The sequence below is a fragment of the Burkholderia pseudomultivorans genome, from assembly GCF_001718415.1.
Lineage (GTDB): Bacteria > Pseudomonadota > Gammaproteobacteria > Burkholderiales > Burkholderiaceae > Burkholderia > Burkholderia pseudomultivorans_A.
In genome coordinates this window covers 807,905-824,643 of record NZ_CP013378.1, presented here as the reverse complement: position 1 = coordinate 824,643, position 16,739 = coordinate 807,905, and the positions used below count along the sequence as shown (strand labels likewise).

The window sequence follows — 16,739 nt, the reverse complement described above, 5'->3', positions numbered from 1 at the left end:
CCCTCTCCATACCGCAACATGAAGATCACCATCATCGGTACCGGCTACGTAGGCCTCGTCACGGGCGCATGCCTTGCCGAGATCGGCAACGACGTGTTTTGCGTCGACGTCGATCAACGCAAGATCGACATCCTGAACGGCGGCGGCGTTCCGATTCACGAACCCGGCCTGAAGGAACTGATCGATCGCAATCGCGCGAGCCGGCGGCTGCAGTTCTCGACCGACATCGAGGCCAGCGTCGCGCACGGCGAGATCCAGTTCATCGCGGTGGGCACGCCGCCCGACGAGGACGGCTCCGCGGACCTGCAATACGTACTTGCCGCCGCGCGCAACATCGGCCGCTACATGGACGGCCCGAAGGTGATCGTCGACAAGTCGACCGTGCCGGTCGGCACCGCGCTGCATGTCCACGACGCGATCGCCACGGAGGTCTCGCGGCGCGGCCTGCGCCACGAATTCTCGGTCGTGTCGAACCCCGAGTTCCTGAAGGAAGGTGCGGCCGTCGACGATTTCATGCGTCCGGACCGTATCGTGATCGGCACCGACGACGACGAGGCCGGCGAGCGCGCCCGTGAGCAGATGAAGCGTCTGTACGCGCCGTTCAACCGCAATCACGAGCGCACGCGCTACATGGACGTGCGCTCGGCGGAATTCACCAAGTATGCGGCGAACGCGATGCTTGCCACGCGGATCTCGTTCATGAACGAGCTCGCGAATCTGGCCGACCGCGTCGGCGCAGATATCGAGGCCGTGCGGCGCGGTATCGGTTCGGATCCGCGCATCGGGTACGACTTCCTGTATGCCGGCGTCGGCTACGGTGGATCGTGTTTCCCGAAGGATGTGCGTGCGCTGGTGCAGACTGCGGCCGCATATGGCCGTTCGCTGCGGATTCTTGAGGCCGTGGAAGCGGTCAACGATGCGCAGAAGAAGGTGTTGCTCGAGAAGATCACCGCGCGTTTCGGCGACGATCTGACTGGCCTGGCGTTCGGTCTGTGGGGGCTCGCGTTCAAGCCGAATACCGACGACATGCGCGAAGCGCCGAGCCGCGAGCTGGTGGCCGGGCTGCTGACGCGCGGCGCGAGCGTGCGCGCCTACGATCCGGTTGCGGTCGACGAAGCGCGGCGCGTGCTTGCGCTCGATCTGGGCGGCGATCCGGCCGCTCATTCGCGACTGACGTTCGTCGAATCGCCGGAACAGGCGGTCGCCGGCGCCGACGCGCTGGTGATCGCGACCGAATGGAAGGTGTTCAAGAGCCCGAATTTCGCGGCGCTGATCGAATTGTTGAGCGAGCCGGTGATTTTCGATGGGCGGAATCTCTACGAGCCGGAGGCGATGGCGGAGCTGGGGGTCGAGTATTACAGTATTGGGCGGCCGTATGTGGCGGGCCAGCGGGCGGCAAAGACGCTGAGAATGGCTCGCGGCTAGGTCCGTCCTGCCGGTCGCGCGCGAATCTTGATGGCGGCGTCGTACCGCTTCGCGCATCTGAGCCATGGGTCGGTACCGCCGACCGACGCATGGCTCTACAATGGCCCGTTATCGTCGCCGGAAAGGGACACGCCCTTTCCGGCCTTCGCCTATCGCCCCGGCACGGTGCCGGCGGTGTCCTGCCTGTTGATCTGGTCCGTTTTCACGATGATCAGATATTCGTAGATCGACTGCAGCGCCGCATAAGTGAGTCCCGCCTTGCCATCCAGGAACCCGCGTTTCCCGACGTAAAGCAGCAGGAATTTCACCAGCGGCCGCATCGGAATGCGATAGAAAATCTCCTTCTGATGGAACCGCCGCTCGTGGAAATCGCGGCTCGTCAACGCCTTGATCAAGCTGAAGTCGGCCTGCCCTCGCCGGTTCTCGACGATCTGCATCGCTTCCAGCGTGCTGTAGCTGTTATGCCTGGCCACCCAGTGATCGAGGCCCTTGCTGAACGGAAAATGATCGAGATAGCCGGTGATGCGCGCGCTCGGCCCATCCGGAATCGAGATCGGATTCACGAGACGCTCGTAGCGCATCTTCTCGGGACGGAATAGCCGCAGATAGTAGGGCGATGTCTGCACATGCTTGAGCCAGGTGCCCATGAAGAAATCCCTGCGCTGGATGCTGAACGCCACGACGTCGCCGGCCGATGCGACGGCCTGCGTCGCGCTGCGGACCAGTTCCTCCGTCATCCGCTCGTCGGCGTCGATATAGAACACCCAAGGATGCTTGAACCGGATATTGGCCAGCCCCCAGTTCTGATGACTCGCCCAGTTGTCGAACGGGCGTTGCGTGACCGTCGCGCCAAACGCCTTCGCGATATCGACCGTCGCATCGGTGCTCATCGAATCGTACACGTGGATGTCGTCTGACCACGCGACGCTCTCGAGGCAGCCGGGCAAATCGCGCGCCTCGTTCTTGGTCAGAATGATGACCGAGATACCGGATTGGCTAGGTGTCATGCTTCGTCCGTTTTCCAATTTTTCTCGCCGGCATTCCGGCATAAACCGCCCAGGCGTCCGGCAGGCTGCGAGTCACGACCGAGCGGGCTCCGATCACGGCGCCGGCGGGAATCGTCACGCCCGGTGCCACAAACGCTTCCGCGCAGACCCACGTGTGAGACTGCAGGACGATCGGTGCAGCGACCAGTTGAAAATTGGTCGACTGGTAGTCGTGCGAGCCGCCGCAAAGATGAGCGCCTTGCGAGACGACGCAGTAATCGCCGATGACGACCTTGTCCATGTTGTAGATCGTCACGCCGTCGGCGACGCCCACGCGATTGCCGATGTCGAGATTCCATGGCGCCCAGACGCGCACGCCCGGGTACACGTGCACATGTTCGCCGATGCGCGCACCGAACAGACGCAGCAACGCGGCGCGCCATGCATGACATGGCCTCGGACTCGGCCGAAACAGCAGCAGCCACGTCCAACTCCATAACTGGCGCATCACGCGATTGCGCAGTGTGAACGACGGGGAGACGGTCGGATCGTTGCCCTGGATGATCATGGTCGCCTGTTCTGGACCGCGCAGTAGTCGGCCTGTCTATATGCTCCGCTCGCGTGTCGCGTGATCGTTGCAGCGTAGCCCGAGCGTGCAGAAAGACGCACACAAAGAGGGACTGCATACGAAATGCGCGCATTCGGCTGCGCGTCGAAGCGGAGGGAGATCACGCAATGAATCGCGTGTCGACCCGATGGCGAACGATATCATCGGCCTGTTTTCGGGCCGGCCATATTCCTGTCCGCTTTCGCCATGGGCGGTGCGTGCCGGGTTTCTGCCGCTTGCCGGATCGAGGTTCGCACTGACAGCCGCGCAGTCCGTTCGCGATCGATCCTGCGAACAGCCGTCACGACAGGAACCGTGGCGCGCGACCGGCACACTGATCGGCGAGGTTTTGGCGGAAGCCGACTCGATCCGGTGCGTGCGGAATTCGGCAATCTCGATTACGCTTGCGGCACGCGGCGTGGCGCCCCGCGTGTCGCCGTCGTCGACGCATTCGTCGTGTGCAGCAAGGCCCTCGATGCCTCGCCGCTGCTCCCTGCGCCGCCACGTTCAAGGTGATCCGCATGCCCGCAAAGCTCGCATCCCGATGGCGCAGCATCGTGCTGGCTGTCGCTGCAGCGCTGACAAGCGCGCCGTCCATCGCGGCGTCGCCATCGCCGGCATCCGCTCGACTGTCGATTCCGATACGCTTTTCGACCGCGCGCGCCGGATATGTGACGCTGGTGATCGACGACCCGAACGGCAGGCGCGTCCGAAACCTGATCAGCGAAACCCCGTTTCCGGCGGGAGACCATATCGCGTGGTGGGACGGCCTCGACGACGTCGGTCGCGACACCGACGCCGCAACGCATGGGCAGTATCACATTCCTGGAAAAATCGTTGCGCCGGGGCGATATGTCGTTCGCGGACTGGTGCGCCCGGCGATCCGGATCGCTTACGAAGGAACGCCGTACAGCAACGGCGCGCCTGCGTGGCAGACGAAGGATCGCAGCAGCGAGTGGCTCGCCAATCATTCCGCGCCCAGCGCGGTGCTGTTCGTCCCGGGCGGCGCGATTTCGGACCCCTCCGGCGTGAGGTCTGGGACCAGCGGCCAGGTGATCGTCGGCAGCTATTTCACCGAGGGCGGCAGCGGCCTTGCATGGCTCGACCTCGACGGGCACAAGCGCTGGGGGCAAATGTGGATCGGTGGCGGCTGGACCGGCGCAACGCAGCTGGCGCGAGATACGGGCGCGCATCGGTCGACGGACGTCTATGCCTACGCCGCGACGTCATGGCACGGCGACAAATACAACGGCAATGTCCGCGAACTGCGCCTGAACGCGCTCCTTTCACATCCGGGTGCGAAACCGAAGGACGGCCGCTTGGGTACGGGCGAGGACGTGCCGGTGCTCGACCCGCCCTACCGAATTCCGGGGACGGGCGGAAATGCGGACGCCCCGGACGTGACCGGCTACACGCAGCGCTTCGATCTCACCGGACTCGCCGCGCATGACGGTGTAGTCGTCGTCGCGTTCGGCCGGCTCAATCAATTGCTGTTCATCGACGCCGCCCGAAAGACGGTACTCGGAACCGCCACCGTTCGCGATCCGCGCGGCTTGTCGTTCGATGCGGCCGGTCGCCTGCTCGTGCTGACCACGCACGGCGTCCTGCGCTTTCGGATCGCCGCTTCCGCGCCGGCCCGGCTCGGTGCACCGGACGTAATCGTCGCGGCGGCCCTCGAAGATCCACAGTATCTGTACGTCGATGCCGACGGAACGCTGTACGTCAGCGACTGGGGGCAAAGCCACCAGGTCAAGGTCTTCAGCTCCGACGGCAAGCTGCTGCGCGCGATAGGACATCCCGGCAAGCCGGCAGTCGGACCTTATGATCCGCTGCACATGAACCATCCGGCGGGTATCACACTCGACGAGCGTGGACGCCTGTGGGTCGCCGAGAACGACAAGACGCCCAAACGCATCAGCGTCTGGAATGCCGCCGACGGCCGCCTCGTCAACGCATTCTATGGACCGAGCCGCTACGGTGGAGGCGGCGCCGTCGATCCGGTCGACCCGGGCCGACTGTTCCATGCGGACGAAGGCGGCGGCATGGAACTCAGGATCGATCCGTCCGGCGGTGCGGGCGTTCCGCAAGCGGTCTACTTCAGGACGGAAAGCGGCGACATCGGCTTGACCGGCAAAGGAACCGGCACGATGCCGGAATACCCGATTCATCGAAACGGCTCGCTGTACCTGACCAATGCGCATGCGTCCGAGATCAGCGGCCCACCCAGCGCAATACTCTGGCGTGTCGACAAAGGGATCGCGCATCCGGTCGCGGCGGCGGGCAGCACGCTCGACGGAGCCGGGAAGCTGCTGCCCGCCTTTTCGTCGGCGGCTATGCGGCAGCGCATGCCCTCGGGCGTCGCGCCGGAGCGGCAGCCGCTTCTGTTCGTCTGGTCCGACGACAACGGCGACGGGCGTCTCGATGCCGGCGAAGTCCAGTTCCTGAAGCCGGCGGCGACTGGCAGGAGCGGGCTGCTCGTAGGTGGCGTCGGCGTCGGCAATGACCTGTCCTTCACGATCGCGAACGCCGGCAACGTGGCGCTGCGCCTTGCACCGACCCGCATCTCGGCGCACGGCGTACCCGACTATGCGATCCAGGGCGGCGAGATTCTGGCCCGGGACGTGCAGCCGCCGGCGAGTTCGGGTGGCGGCCAGGTTCTGGTCGGCAACGACGGCTGGACCGTACTGACCACGCCCCCGGCCCCGTTCGCTGCCCAAGGCGTGGGCGGCGCACGCAACGGCGTGCCGATGTGGTCCTATCCGAGCCTGTGGCCCGGGCTTCATGCGTCGCACATTGCCCCGCTTCCCGAATTCCCGGGCGAGCTGATCGGTACGACGCGCGTGCTCGGCAATCCGGTCGACGCGCCGTCGCCGTCGAACGCCGGACAGTTATGGGCGATCAACGGCAACGAGGGGCAGATTTACCTGTTCACGATCGATGGCCTGTTCGTCGCCACGTTGTTCCGGGATGCCCGGACCCAGCCCGAGCCGTTGCCGCCGCGCGGCATTCGAGGCGCGGATTTCGCTTCGACGAGCCTGCTGCCCGAGTGCTTTCATCCGGTCCTGACCGAGACCGCAGACGGCAAGGTGTACCTGCAGGCCGGACATACCGGCTCGCTGTTCAGGCTCTACGGCCTTGACGGCATCCGACGCTTGCCCGATGCCACGATCACGGTCACGTCGCGGCAACTGGCAGATGCCCAGCGCCAGGCCGTGCTCGACGAACTCGCCCGGACGGCAACCACGACATTGCACCCCGGTGTGCTCGAGGTCGAGCGCGTGACCGACGATCGCATCACGGCTCGCACAAACGGTCCGGACTGGCCCGACGACGCGACCCGGTGGGTCAACATCGATACGCGCAACATCCTCGTCGGCAGCTGGGCCCGCCGCCAGGTCGACACGGACGCGGCGCTCGCGATTGCGCGCGATCGCCTGCTGATCGCGGTGAGAACCGACGATCCCGCGCTGCTGGAAAACAGCGGCGATGCGCTGCAGAACCTGTTCAAGACCGGCGGCGGCATCGATCTGATGCTTGGCACCGACGCCACTGCGGCGCCGGATCGCGCGCATGCGGTCAAGGGAGACGAACGCCTGCTCGTCGCACGCGTTCAAGGCAGAACGACCGCGATACTGTATCGCCCCGTCGAGCCCGGAAGCACCGCCGATTCGGCGACCTTCAGCTCGCCGCTCCGGACGATCCGGTTCGATCAGGTCATTGATGTCAGCGACCAGGTGGAACTGACGCAGGATGCCGACGTGAACGGCGCTGGCGGGACAAAGCGGTTCATCTACCGGTTGTCCGTTCCACTGCGGACCCTGCGTCTCGCCGCGCCGGCCGGTGCGAGCCTGAAAGGCGATATCGGCGTGCTGCGAGGCAACGGCATCGAGACGCTACAGCGCGCATATTGGTCGAACAAGGCGACCGGGCTGGTCAGCGACGTGCCGAGCGAGGCGGAACTCACGCCGAATCTGTGGGGGACGTTTCACTTCGGTCGCTGATGTCGCCACGCGGCTCGACACCGGGCACGCCCTGTCGCGATCGGCCAGATGTTGTCGGATCGCGCGCGCCGGCAGCCTCTACACTGTCCGGCAAGTCGCGGACCCGACGGGTGCGCATCAGGCCAGGCCGAGCAGACGGACCGGAGCAGCAATGCACAATCACGAGAAATTCGATGCGTTTCGCGGCGCCGCCGCGCTGGTCGTCGCCTTGTCGCATATTTGCCAGATCTACTTCGTCAGGCTCATCGGCGACACGCATCCGGCGTGGCTCCTGTCGCGCACGCTAGGGTTGCATGCAGTGATCGTGTTCTTCCTGCTGAGCGGCTACCTGATTACCCTGAGCATCCTGAAGAACGGCGAGTCGGCCGACGGCTTCAGCAGCCGGGAATTCGTCGCCGCGCGCATCGCACGCATCTATCCGCCGTTCATCGCCAGCCTCGCGGTGATCATGCTTTGCTGGCTTACGCTGCATGCGATGCATCTTCCCGGCGCCGATACGCGATTCGGCCTGCCGGCGGACGCCTATGCCGTTCCCGCGATGACCTTGTCGGCGCGGGAGTTCGTCGAGTCGCTGATGATGATCAAGGGCATGACGCGTGCGAATCCGCCGTTCTGGTCGCTGTATCTGGAAGTCTGGAGCTACGTGATCGCGTTCTTCTTCGCGCTTGGCGGCTTCACGCGTCACCGCGGCTTTCGTGCGGCGGCGCTGACGGTCGCGGTTGCGGCGGTCGTTGCGGCGTCGGCGGGAAAGGAGAACTTCGGCTTCTTCTTCGCGATCTGGTCGTATGGTGCGGCCATCTGCCTGATGACGCACTATCGCAGCCGGTATCGCAGCGGCGTGCTCGCTGCGGCCGGCAGCATCGGCGCACTCGTGATCGCGGCGCTCGCGGCGATCGACCCGCGGATGATCGGCGCCGGCTTCGCGGTGCACTCGATCGAATTGACCGCAGGCGCCGCTTTCGCCGGACTTTACGGCTATCTGTTGTTCGGGTGGCGCGTGCTCGATCGGACCTATCCGCGCTGGCTGGTTCGAACCGGCGACTTTTCCTACACGCTGTATCTCGTCCATTTCCCGATTCTGGCGCTCGGGCTTGCCTGGTCGCTCCACTGGATCGGCACGTCGCTGCTCCGGTCGGTCGCATGTGGAGCTGCCGCCTTCGTGATCGCTGTCGCGTTCGCGCGGATGCTCGCCAAGTTCGTCGAGCGGCCGAAGTATTTCAAGGCGCTGCTGCTGTCTGTCCGGTTGCCGATCGTCGGTTCGGGCTCGCTGGAGCGCGGCCGGTAGAGGCAATGGCATGTGTCGCGTGTCGCAGCAGCGACTGGCGCTGCATACGATGATCGCGAAACGCCTGCCGGCGTCGCCCGCTACCAGGGAAGCGGATAGACCGCCAGTTTGCCCGCGCTGCCCTGCGGATAGACGTTGGTCGGGTAGACCGCCGGCATCCCGGCCTCCAGCCCGTTGGCCGCCGGCGCCGCACGTGGCGCGCTGCGCGTACCGAGCCCCGCGCCGGGACGGCTGTCGATGCCCGCCCGCGCGGACGCGAGCGCGAGCCGCTCGGTGGGCGTCGGCGGAATGTCGGTCATTTTTTCGTAGGGTCGCGGCGCCGGTATTTCCGCCGGCGCCCCGAAGTTCGCCAGTTGGGCATCGTCGTAGGCGGTCGGTCCGCCCAGCAGCGGATCCGCCGCCGAAGTCCCGTTCGATTCCGGCAGGTGCTGTCCCTTCGACGCGATGCCGGTCGATGCGCCGATACGCTTTGCCGAATCGATGCGGGACACGCTTCCCGGCTGCGCGCCCGCCGCCACGCTCAAAAATGCCAATGCCGCGCACAGCGACATTCGAACCACATCCGTTCGCATGTTGATCGCACCCATTCCGTCGCGTCTCCTATTGCCCGCCGACAATCCGCAAATAGCTCAATGCGACCTGTTCGATATGGAACTTCTCGTTGAAGCATGCGAGCGCTCGTTCCCGCATCCGTTCCTTGGCTTCCGCCGTCGTGTGCAACCAGTTGCGAAGCACCTCCGTCACGCCATCGACCGTATCGCTTGCCGCGTACCCTGCGCCGTATTCGACGATCTCGCGCCAGATATTGACCTTGTCCGTAATCAATACCGGCACGCCGCATCCCAGCGCCTCGGCCACGGCAATGCCGAAGTTCTCCTGATGCGACGGCAGGCAGAACACGTCGGCAGAGCGCATCAGGTTCCACTTGTCGTCGCCCTTGACCATGCCCGCCCACGTGACGTCCTGTTCGATTCCGAGACGGACGGTTTCGCCGCGCAGCCGCTCCACCAGGCCGCTTTCGTCAGGCCCGGCGATCACGAGCCGATACTCGCGTTGCAACGCGCCCAGCGCCGCGAATGCGGCGATCAGCAGATCGCAGCCCTTCTTTTCGTGGATGCGGCCCAGAAACAGAATGATCTTGCGCGGGTCCGCCGCCGGTTCCGGTTCGGGCGCGGCTTGGGCGGATGCCGTCGGTGGCGGCGCGGTGCCATAGACCGTTACCGCTTCGTTTGCCCGGTATAGCGGAAACGACGTACGCGCGAGCATGCGCTCGGTCTCGCTGGTGAAGACGATCGACTTGGCGTGGTTCACGACGCGGCGCTCGATCACGAGCCAATACAGCAGCTTCTTCAGGTACTTGACCGGATAGGCCTTGTTGAACCACGGGTCGAGCATGCCGTGCGAATAGACGAAATACGGGACCGGACGGTGACGCAACGCGGCCCGCACCGCGGCGCCGTGAAACTGCCACAGGCCGTTTACCACGACCGCGTCGTATTCCGACGCATGCGCTTCGAGCCATCGGGTCAGCTTCGGATTGAAGCCGTATTTTCCCTTGCCCTTTCCCAGTCGGACCACGCGACCGAATGGACCATTTCGCGGCGCATTCCGCTCATCGTCGTCCAGACAGGCGATGTCGATGCTGTGCCCCAGCAGTTTCAGTTGCGCGGCCAGGCGCGTGACGCCTTCGATCGGCCCGCCCCCGGTCGCGTCGACCGACGAAATAACGTGAAGAAGCCTCAATCGCTCACCTCGATTCATCATCGCGTATCAGAGTTCCACGGCAGCCGCTACGCGTCCAGCAAGCGCCGGACGGCGTCTTCCATCCCGCGTTCGCCGAACATCGTCTCGGCGACGGTTCGCGCCCGGTCGATACTGGCCCGGTTGTCGCGGTACCGCGCGGCCGCGTCTTTCAGCAATTCGAGGATCGACGCAAGATCGTGTCCGACAACCTGCAGTGCGCCCGTAATCTCGCCGATACCGATGTCCGGCAGCGACGTCGACAGCACCAGCCGGCCCGACGCCACATACTCGATGACCTTGAACGGAAACACGCCGCTGCCCATCTTCTCGATCGGACTGTGGAGATTCAGCAATACATCGCATGCGGCGATCCGTTCAAACAACCGTTCCTCGGGGAGCACGCCATGGAAGGTCAGCAGGTTCGAGCGCCGTGCAGCTGCTTCGAACGCGCCGGACAGCGGGCCGGCTCCGCACACATGAATCTCGAACGCGGGATCGGCGTGTTCCGCCAGCGCCAGTACCTTCTCCGCGCCCTTCTCCGCGTTGAGACTGCCGAAATAGCCGACGACGGTCTTCCCGCTCGTCGTGCCGGAAAACGGCTCGCGCTGCGCGCACGCGATCGTCAATTTCCTTGAGACCACGCCCGGACACAGCATCGTCGGACAGCCGCTGCGCGCGGCTTCGCGGTTCTGCAACGTCTTGTTGACGGCAAGACACAGCGACGGCTTCGGCAACGCGTAGCGCCACGCCATCCAGTCGAGCGTCGATTTCGGATGCATCGCACGCCTCGCGAGCATCCAGTCCTCGAATTCCAGCACCACGCCCTTCCCGTATCGAGTGCGCAGCGCCCGTGCAAGCAGCGACTCGAGCGCGTAAGGGTTGTATATCCATATCAGCGACGGTTTGCCGTGCTGGCCGATCTCGCGGGCGACGGCATTCACCTCCAGCAGATTGAGCATTTTTCCGACCGGTCGAGACGGATAAGTGCGCAGCGACAACTCGCGGATGCGCGACCCGGCCAGCGTCCATTCGCGCACATGCCGTTTCCGCCAGGTGCTTTCGTTGTGTGCGGTATTGACCAGCAGCACGTCGCGCGACATGCGCGCCAGCAATCCGAGGAAGAACTCGATCTTCCTGACCGCCCCCAGACTGGTGTGCGCGATCCGGTCGGGCGGGCTGTAGGCCGCGATGAATACGATCATGGTTTCGGTTTCCGTCGATTGAACGTCACGCTCGTCACTGGCCCGCCTCGCCCGCCATCAACGTGCGAGGAATGCGACGGGCCGACACGGCCGTCACCGTGCGCGCCTCGCGGCGATCCCGCCAGAAGAGCGTGCCGAAACCGACGAAGAACGACGTCAGCAGGAAATAGTGTTCGAGGACATTCCCGCCGTTGAACGTCACCAGCGTGATAACGAGCAATGCCCAGTATCGCGCCTTCAAGTGGCGATTCCAGCGTGGTCTGACCTTGCTCAGAAAGGCGAACATGCCGCCCGCAAACACCAGCAAGCCTGCGATGCCGGTCTGGAAGATCAGCGTGATGAATGCGTTGTCGATCAGCCAGTTGAAGCGGAACTGCTTCGGATCGACACCGCTTGCCTGCAGATAGCCAACCGCGGTATTGGTTCCGACACCCAGACCGCGTCCGACGAACAGCTCGTCGAGGTCCGCATTCTCCAGGTCCGACAGCGTCGTCACCGCGTTGGAGATTCGCCCGCCCTTCTCCAGCTGCGAGCCGACGATGTCGCCGCGCCCCGCCGCCGCCATCAGCGACACGTAGCCGGCTGCGGCAGCCGCCAGCGCGAACGGGATGATGAACACCGTGAGAAGCATCTTGCGGCTACGCTCGGCGCCGTTCGCGATCAGTTCCCAGCACAGCACCGCCGCCAGCAGCGCGATCGAGATCACGGCAAAGCGCGTACCCGACAGCAGCGCGGTCATGAACGCCGACGTGATCAGCGCAATACGCTGCCACCCGCGCGCGCGATCGAGCAGCACGCTGAAGATCGCGAGCGCAAGACCGAACATCCCCGCAATTCCCGCGTTGCTGAACACTCCCGTGACGCGCCCCTGCACCAGCACGACGTGGGACAGCGAAGCGCCGAGCGACGCCTGCTTGTTGGCGACATAGACGTTCAGCACGCTGAATACCAGCAGCAGGATGATCAGCCTGCGCTGCACCGCCGGCGCCTGCGGAAAGTCCTTCGAGAACAGGAACAGGCCGAACGAACAATGCAGCAGCATCACCCAGCGAATGCCTGCCGGCAGGAAAAGCGCCGGGCTCAGCTCGGCGACGAATGCAATCAGACCGATCGACACGATCGTGGCGATCCAGATGAAGTAGAACGTGCAGATCTCGGAGATCTCGCCGGTCTGCCTTCTCCGGAAGATTGCGATCGGCCAATAGGCGCCGAACCCGAACACGAACAGGTCCTTCAGATAGCGGGTCGGGCCTGCGCCGTCCAGCGCGCCGGAATCGACCGTCCATAGCTGAACATTGCCGCGCACGATCGAATCGATCGCCAGCGGCGCATACTGCGCCATCCCGACGATGAACAACGCCGCGACGATATACGCAAAGTAATGGGACTGCCGCATCACAGCCTCGCTTCGATCATGTCTTTCATCAACCGCCGGTAGCGCTGCCAGTTGTAGACGTCCCGCACGAGCTCCTGCCCGCGCGCCCGCATCGCGGCAAACTGCGGACGCGACTCGATTGCCTCGAGAATGCCGGCACCGAGACTGTCCACGCTGTCGTCGACCATGAACCCGCACACGCCGGCAATGTCCTCGATTCCCGTATAGGGCGTCACGACGAGCGGCAGGCCGAAGCTCAGTGCCTCGAGACAGGCGAGCGACAGCGACTCGGACAGCGACGGCATCACGAACAGATCCGCATTCCCGTAGAGTTCGCCGACGCGCGCATGCGGAATCGTGCCGTGGGTGATCGTCACGTCTGGCGGGATGGCGAGCGTGCCCAGCTGGGCGACGAGGGCAGGCGCGAGTTCACCCAGCACGCTGACCCGCAAGGTCTCGCCGCCGAGCGCCGCGACCCACCGATCGCCCCAGGACTCGATCGCGGACAGCAGCAGGTGTCCGCCCTTGCGGATCGTGTTGGCGCGCGCGACGATGCGGAACTCGCGCCGCTCGCGAGCGACAGTCTCGCGAGCCGTCGTATGCGACGCAAAGAACGCGCCGTACGGAATCTTGTAGATATCGGCGGACGTAATGCCGCCTTTCAGCAGCGAATGCTCGTAGTACGTCGACGGCACCGTGACCACCTGCGCGTGACGCAGGATTGCGTCGTTCCTCGATTCGTCGTGTTCGGGAACCGGCAGTCCGAGCGTGCGGTGGTGGGCAGCGATGCGCGCCATTGCATCGTCGGTCTGGTTCAGGATCTGGTCGGACCAGATCCTGATGCCCGCCTGCACCGCAGCGTCGACCGTGCGCGGCATGTAGTCCTGCAGCGTGACCAGCCACGAGAATCGTCCGGCGGACGCCGAAACGTAACGCGCGGTCATCCGGTCGAATGCATCGCGAAAGGCGGCGGGCCGGGTCGCGCCCAGCGTGGCACGCAGCAGCGTCGCCGGGAGCGGGCAATGCACGCTCGACGCGGGCAGCCCCGGATGGGCGTAGCCGGCCGCGCGACGGCCGGCATTCAGCGGAAGCCGCGCCAGCCACGCCGTCAATCCCTTCCTGTAGAACGGCGTGATGAACTGCACGGGTCGACCGGATTCCGCGATCGCCGCGCCCAGCTCGAACGCGTGATGCTTGTACGGATGGGCCACCAGAACCTCATTTCCCATACTCGCCTTCCAGCTTCGTCTGATTGTTGGCCCCTACCCACGCCTCGAAGGGCGCACTGAACAGCGCCGGGTCGTATGCCAGCGTCCGAACCCGTGTTCTGGCGACCGGCGCCGCGGGATTACCGACGACGACCGCGTAGGGCGCGACGTCCGAGCGCACGACGGCGCCCGCCCCGACCACCGCGCCGGTCCCGATATGGACGCCGGGAAGAATCGTTGCGTTGGTCGCGATCCATGCGTAATCGTCGATCCTGACTTCGCGCGAATACATGCGCCAGTGCGGATCGCCGAGCGCATGCGAGGCCGTGAGGATATTGACCCCGTCGTTGATCACCACGCGGGATCCGATGGTGATCCGGTCGTGCGCAGCCATCGTCACATCCTCGGACACGAAGCTGTGCGAGCCGATGCTGATCCTGGCCGGCGAGCCTTGGATCCTGAAGCGGTACAACACCGACAGTTCGCCGATCTTGACGCCTTTCGCGCGCAGGCGCGCCTGGATCAGCGCAAGCCGGACCAGTCTGCGCAACATCAGCGCGCGCTTGACCCAGACCACCCACCAGCGGCGCGATCCGGGGCGCGGGCGCTCCCGATGGATCCACAAATATTTCATTGCGCTAGATCCCTCCCGGTGTCATGCCGCGAAACGCGCGCGTGACGGACACGAAAATGGCGATTTCCGCGACCACGACGGCCGCGACCGGCCCCGTCATCCCGACGATGGCGGACAACGCCCAGCCGACGCCTACTGCAACGGCAGAAATGGCGCAGAACTGAACCGACACGCCCGTATGCCGGTTCGTCGACATCAGCGCAACCAGCTTCACCTGATACAGCGACGTCACGACGGCGACGAACAGCAGACAGACAAGCACGAGCGGCTGGTACGGCAGCTTGCCGCGCCCCCAGAAGTCGATCAGCGGACGGCTGACCGCGATCAGCAGCACGAACGTCGCCACCGCGGCGAACGCGACAGTGCGCTCGGCCTTCCTGCGCAGCTCCGTCGCTTCGCGATGCTGGCCGCGCGCGTACAGGCTCGAGAAACGCGGCCAGACCGCGCGGCTGACCGTCGTGATGAGCTGCGTGATCGACCGCGACAGCGTGCGATACGCGTTGAACACGACAACCTCGCGCATGCCGATGAAATGCCCGACGACCAGCGTCATGCCCTGAATGCTCAACGCATTGCCGAGCGGGAAGCCGAGGAATGCAGCACCTTGCGGAACCAGCGATTTCAGCTCCGCAAGCGAACTCTTTGACAGCCCCCACTGCAGACCGCTGTCCGAGCGCCGCAGGCCGAGCAGGATGGCGAGCTGAATGACGGCGCGCGCGCCGCATGCGGCGGCGGCCGCCGCGACGATGCCGCCGCCTGCTGCGACGCAGGCGACCGTCGCCAGCCATTCGCCGAGACGGGCAAAAGACAGCAGGAACACACCGGCCGCATAACGATCGACCACGCGGAATGCGGCGTCGAACAGACCGGAATACAGGTTCAGCAAGGCCGTCGCGACCAGCAGCAGCAGCGCCCAGGATTCGTCATGCGAACCCGACCGGAATAGGAACACGAACGCCGCGCCGATCAGCGTTCCGAACAGCAGCAGCCCCGTCACGCCCGCGAATGCGCTTTGCAGCGTGACATTCGCGCGCTCCACCTCGCCGCGTGCATGAAGCATGCCGATCTTGTTGATTGCAACCGATACGATGCCGATATCCGACATCGCGAAGTAGGCGGGCACCGCGGAAATGACGATCCACTGACCGTAGCGGGTCGCCCCCCAGAAATGCAGGAATATCGGCAGCGAGGCGAGCTGGACGATGACCGTGATGCCCTGGTTGAAGATGTTCGCAACGACGCCGGAGAATATCGGCGACGATCTCAACGTGCCCTTCCTGAGCTGGTTCCTGAGGGTGGCGAGCATGTCACTTCCGCTGCGCCGAATGCAGGAAGTCGTCGTACGCGCGCCGCAGACCGTCGCCGAGCGCCATTTCCGGCCGATAGCCGATGGACCTGAGCTTCGAAATGTCCAGCAGCTTGCGCGGCGTACCGTCGGGTTTCGACGCATCGAATTCGAGTGCACCCGAATATCCAACGACGTCCGCGACCAGCGCGGCCAGATCGGCAATCGTGACGTCCTCGCCGGTGCCGACATTGATGTGGGACTCCATCGGACCGGTAATCCTCCGATACTGGTCGGCAGGCAGGTCCATCACGAGCACCGACGCCGCAGCCAGATCGTCCACGTACAGGAATTCGCGGAGCGGCTTGCCGGATCCCCAGACGCGCACGGCCGGCAGCCGGTCGACCTTCGCTTCGTGAAAGCGCCGCAACAGCGCCGGAATCACGTGGCTGTTGTCAGGATGGTAGTTGTCGCCCGGACCATACAGATTGGTCGGCATGACGCTGCGATAGTCGACGCCGTACTGCCGGCTGTAGCTCTCGCACATCTTGATGCCCGAAATCTTGGCGATCGCGTAAGGCTCGTTCGTCGGCTCGAGCTTGCCCGTCATCAGGTAGTCCTCGCGTATCGGCTGCTCGGCGAATTTCGGGTAGATGCAGGACGATCCCAGAAACAGCAGGCGCTTCACGCCGGCCTTGTACGCATGGTGAATCACGTTGGCCTGCATCATCATGTTCTCGTAGATGAAGTCGGCCGGATAATGGCTGTTCGCGTAGATCCCGCCGACCTTCGCGGCGGCGAGATAGACCTCGTCGATCGCGTTCTCGGCAAAGAACGCGCCGACCGCATGCTGATCCGTCAGGTCCAGTTCATGCCGCGACCGCGTCACGATATCCGCCTGCCCCTGCATCGCGAGTCGCCGGACGATCGCTGAGCCGACCATGCCGCGGTGGCCGGCAACGAAGATTCGTTTGGAGGTATTCATCGC

At 64.7% G+C, this 16,739-nt stretch carries 13 protein-coding genes; 3 read left to right on the top strand and 10 right to left on the bottom strand.

Going from position 1 to position 16,739, the window contains the following annotated elements; translation table 11 throughout:
* The first annotated feature begins 18 nt into the window (after nt 1–18).
* The gene (locus tag WS57_RS16370) at nt 19–1,425 is read left to right on the top strand and encodes a UDP-glucose dehydrogenase family protein (protein ID WP_059519305.1); all 1,407 of its coding nucleotides are present in this window, start codon (nt 19–21) and stop codon (nt 1,423–1,425) included.
* Nucleotides 1,426–1,574: 149 nt separating this feature from the next.
* Here the strand turns inward: WS57_RS16370 and WS57_RS16365 are convergent, their stop codons facing one another.
* A complete protein-coding gene (locus WS57_RS16365) occupies nt 1,575–2,474 on the bottom strand; it encodes a glycosyltransferase family 2 protein (protein ID WP_236871939.1) in 900 nt (299 codons plus the stop codon).
* Complete coding sequence (locus WS57_RS16360) at nt 2,422–2,979, bottom strand: putative acyl transferase, colanic acid synthesis (RefSeq protein WP_009689719.1); 558 nt, start codon at nt 2,977–2,979, stop codon at nt 2,422–2,424. The genes WS57_RS16365 and WS57_RS16360 overlap by 53 nt, the downstream gene beginning before the upstream one ends.
* Nucleotides 2,980–3,539: 560 nt before the next feature.
* On the opposite strand from WS57_RS16360, the gene WS57_RS16355 reads away from it, so the two are divergent.
* Together WS57_RS16355 and WS57_RS16350 are read left to right on the top strand one after the other, a co-directional pair.
* Entirely contained in the window at nt 3,540–7,019 is a 3,480-nt protein-coding gene (locus WS57_RS16355) for a hypothetical protein (RefSeq protein ID WP_155774316.1), read from the top strand.
* Between the two features lie 151 nt (nt 7,020–7,170).
* Nucleotides 7,171–8,304 (top strand): acyltransferase family protein, encoded by a 1,134-nt coding sequence (locus WS57_RS16350; RefSeq protein WP_069244546.1) that lies wholly within the window; start codon nt 7,171–7,173, stop codon nt 8,302–8,304.
* Nucleotides 8,305–8,384: 80 nt separating this feature from the next.
* On the opposite strand, the gene WS57_RS16345 is transcribed toward WS57_RS16350, so the two are convergent.
* From WS57_RS16345 to fcl, 8 genes are read right to left on the bottom strand one after another with little or no spacing between them, the layout of a single operon-like run.
* Nucleotides 8,385–8,891 carry a hypothetical protein gene (locus tag WS57_RS16345; RefSeq protein WP_155774315.1) on the bottom strand — a complete coding sequence of 169 codons (507 nt, stop codon included), beginning with the start codon at nt 8,889–8,891 and terminating at the stop codon, nt 8,385–8,387.
* 13 nt (nt 8,892–8,904) lie between these two features.
* A complete protein-coding gene (locus WS57_RS16340) occupies nt 8,905–10,047 on the bottom strand; it encodes a glycosyltransferase (protein WP_009689724.1) in 1,143 nt (380 codons plus the stop codon).
* A gap of 47 nt (nt 10,048–10,094) precedes the next feature.
* Nucleotides 10,095–11,249, bottom strand: coding sequence for a glycosyltransferase (locus WS57_RS16335; protein WP_009689725.1), 1,155 nt, complete (start codon nt 11,247–11,249; stop codon nt 10,095–10,097).
* 34 nt (nt 11,250–11,283) lie between these two features.
* Complete coding sequence (locus WS57_RS16330; protein ID WP_069244544.1) at nt 11,284–12,645, bottom strand: hypothetical protein; 1,362 nt, start codon at nt 12,643–12,645, stop codon at nt 11,284–11,286.
* Nucleotides 12,645–13,853, bottom strand: coding sequence for a glycosyltransferase family 4 protein (locus tag WS57_RS16325; protein ID WP_081337632.1), 1,209 nt, complete (start codon nt 13,851–13,853; stop codon nt 12,645–12,647). The genes WS57_RS16330 and WS57_RS16325 overlap by 1 nt, the downstream gene beginning before the upstream one ends.
* Nucleotides 13,843–14,466 carry an acyltransferase gene (locus tag WS57_RS38250; RefSeq protein ID WP_081337631.1) on the bottom strand — a complete coding sequence of 208 codons (624 nt, stop codon included), beginning with the start codon at nt 14,464–14,466 and terminating at the stop codon, nt 13,843–13,845. The genes WS57_RS16325 and WS57_RS38250 overlap by 11 nt, the downstream gene beginning before the upstream one ends.
* Nucleotides 14,467–14,470: 4 nt before the next feature.
* Nucleotides 14,471–15,772: a lipopolysaccharide biosynthesis protein gene (locus WS57_RS16315; protein WP_059600728.1), complete on the bottom strand. Its 1,302-nt coding sequence runs from the start codon at nt 15,770–15,772 to the stop codon at nt 14,471–14,473.
* Nucleotide 15,773: 1 nt separating this feature from the next.
* Nucleotides 15,774–16,736 carry a GDP-L-fucose synthase gene (gene fcl / locus WS57_RS16310; RefSeq protein ID WP_009689730.1) on the bottom strand — a complete coding sequence of 321 codons (963 nt, stop codon included), beginning with the start codon at nt 16,734–16,736 and terminating at the stop codon, nt 15,774–15,776.
* Nucleotides 16,737–16,739: the final 3 nt, after the last annotated feature.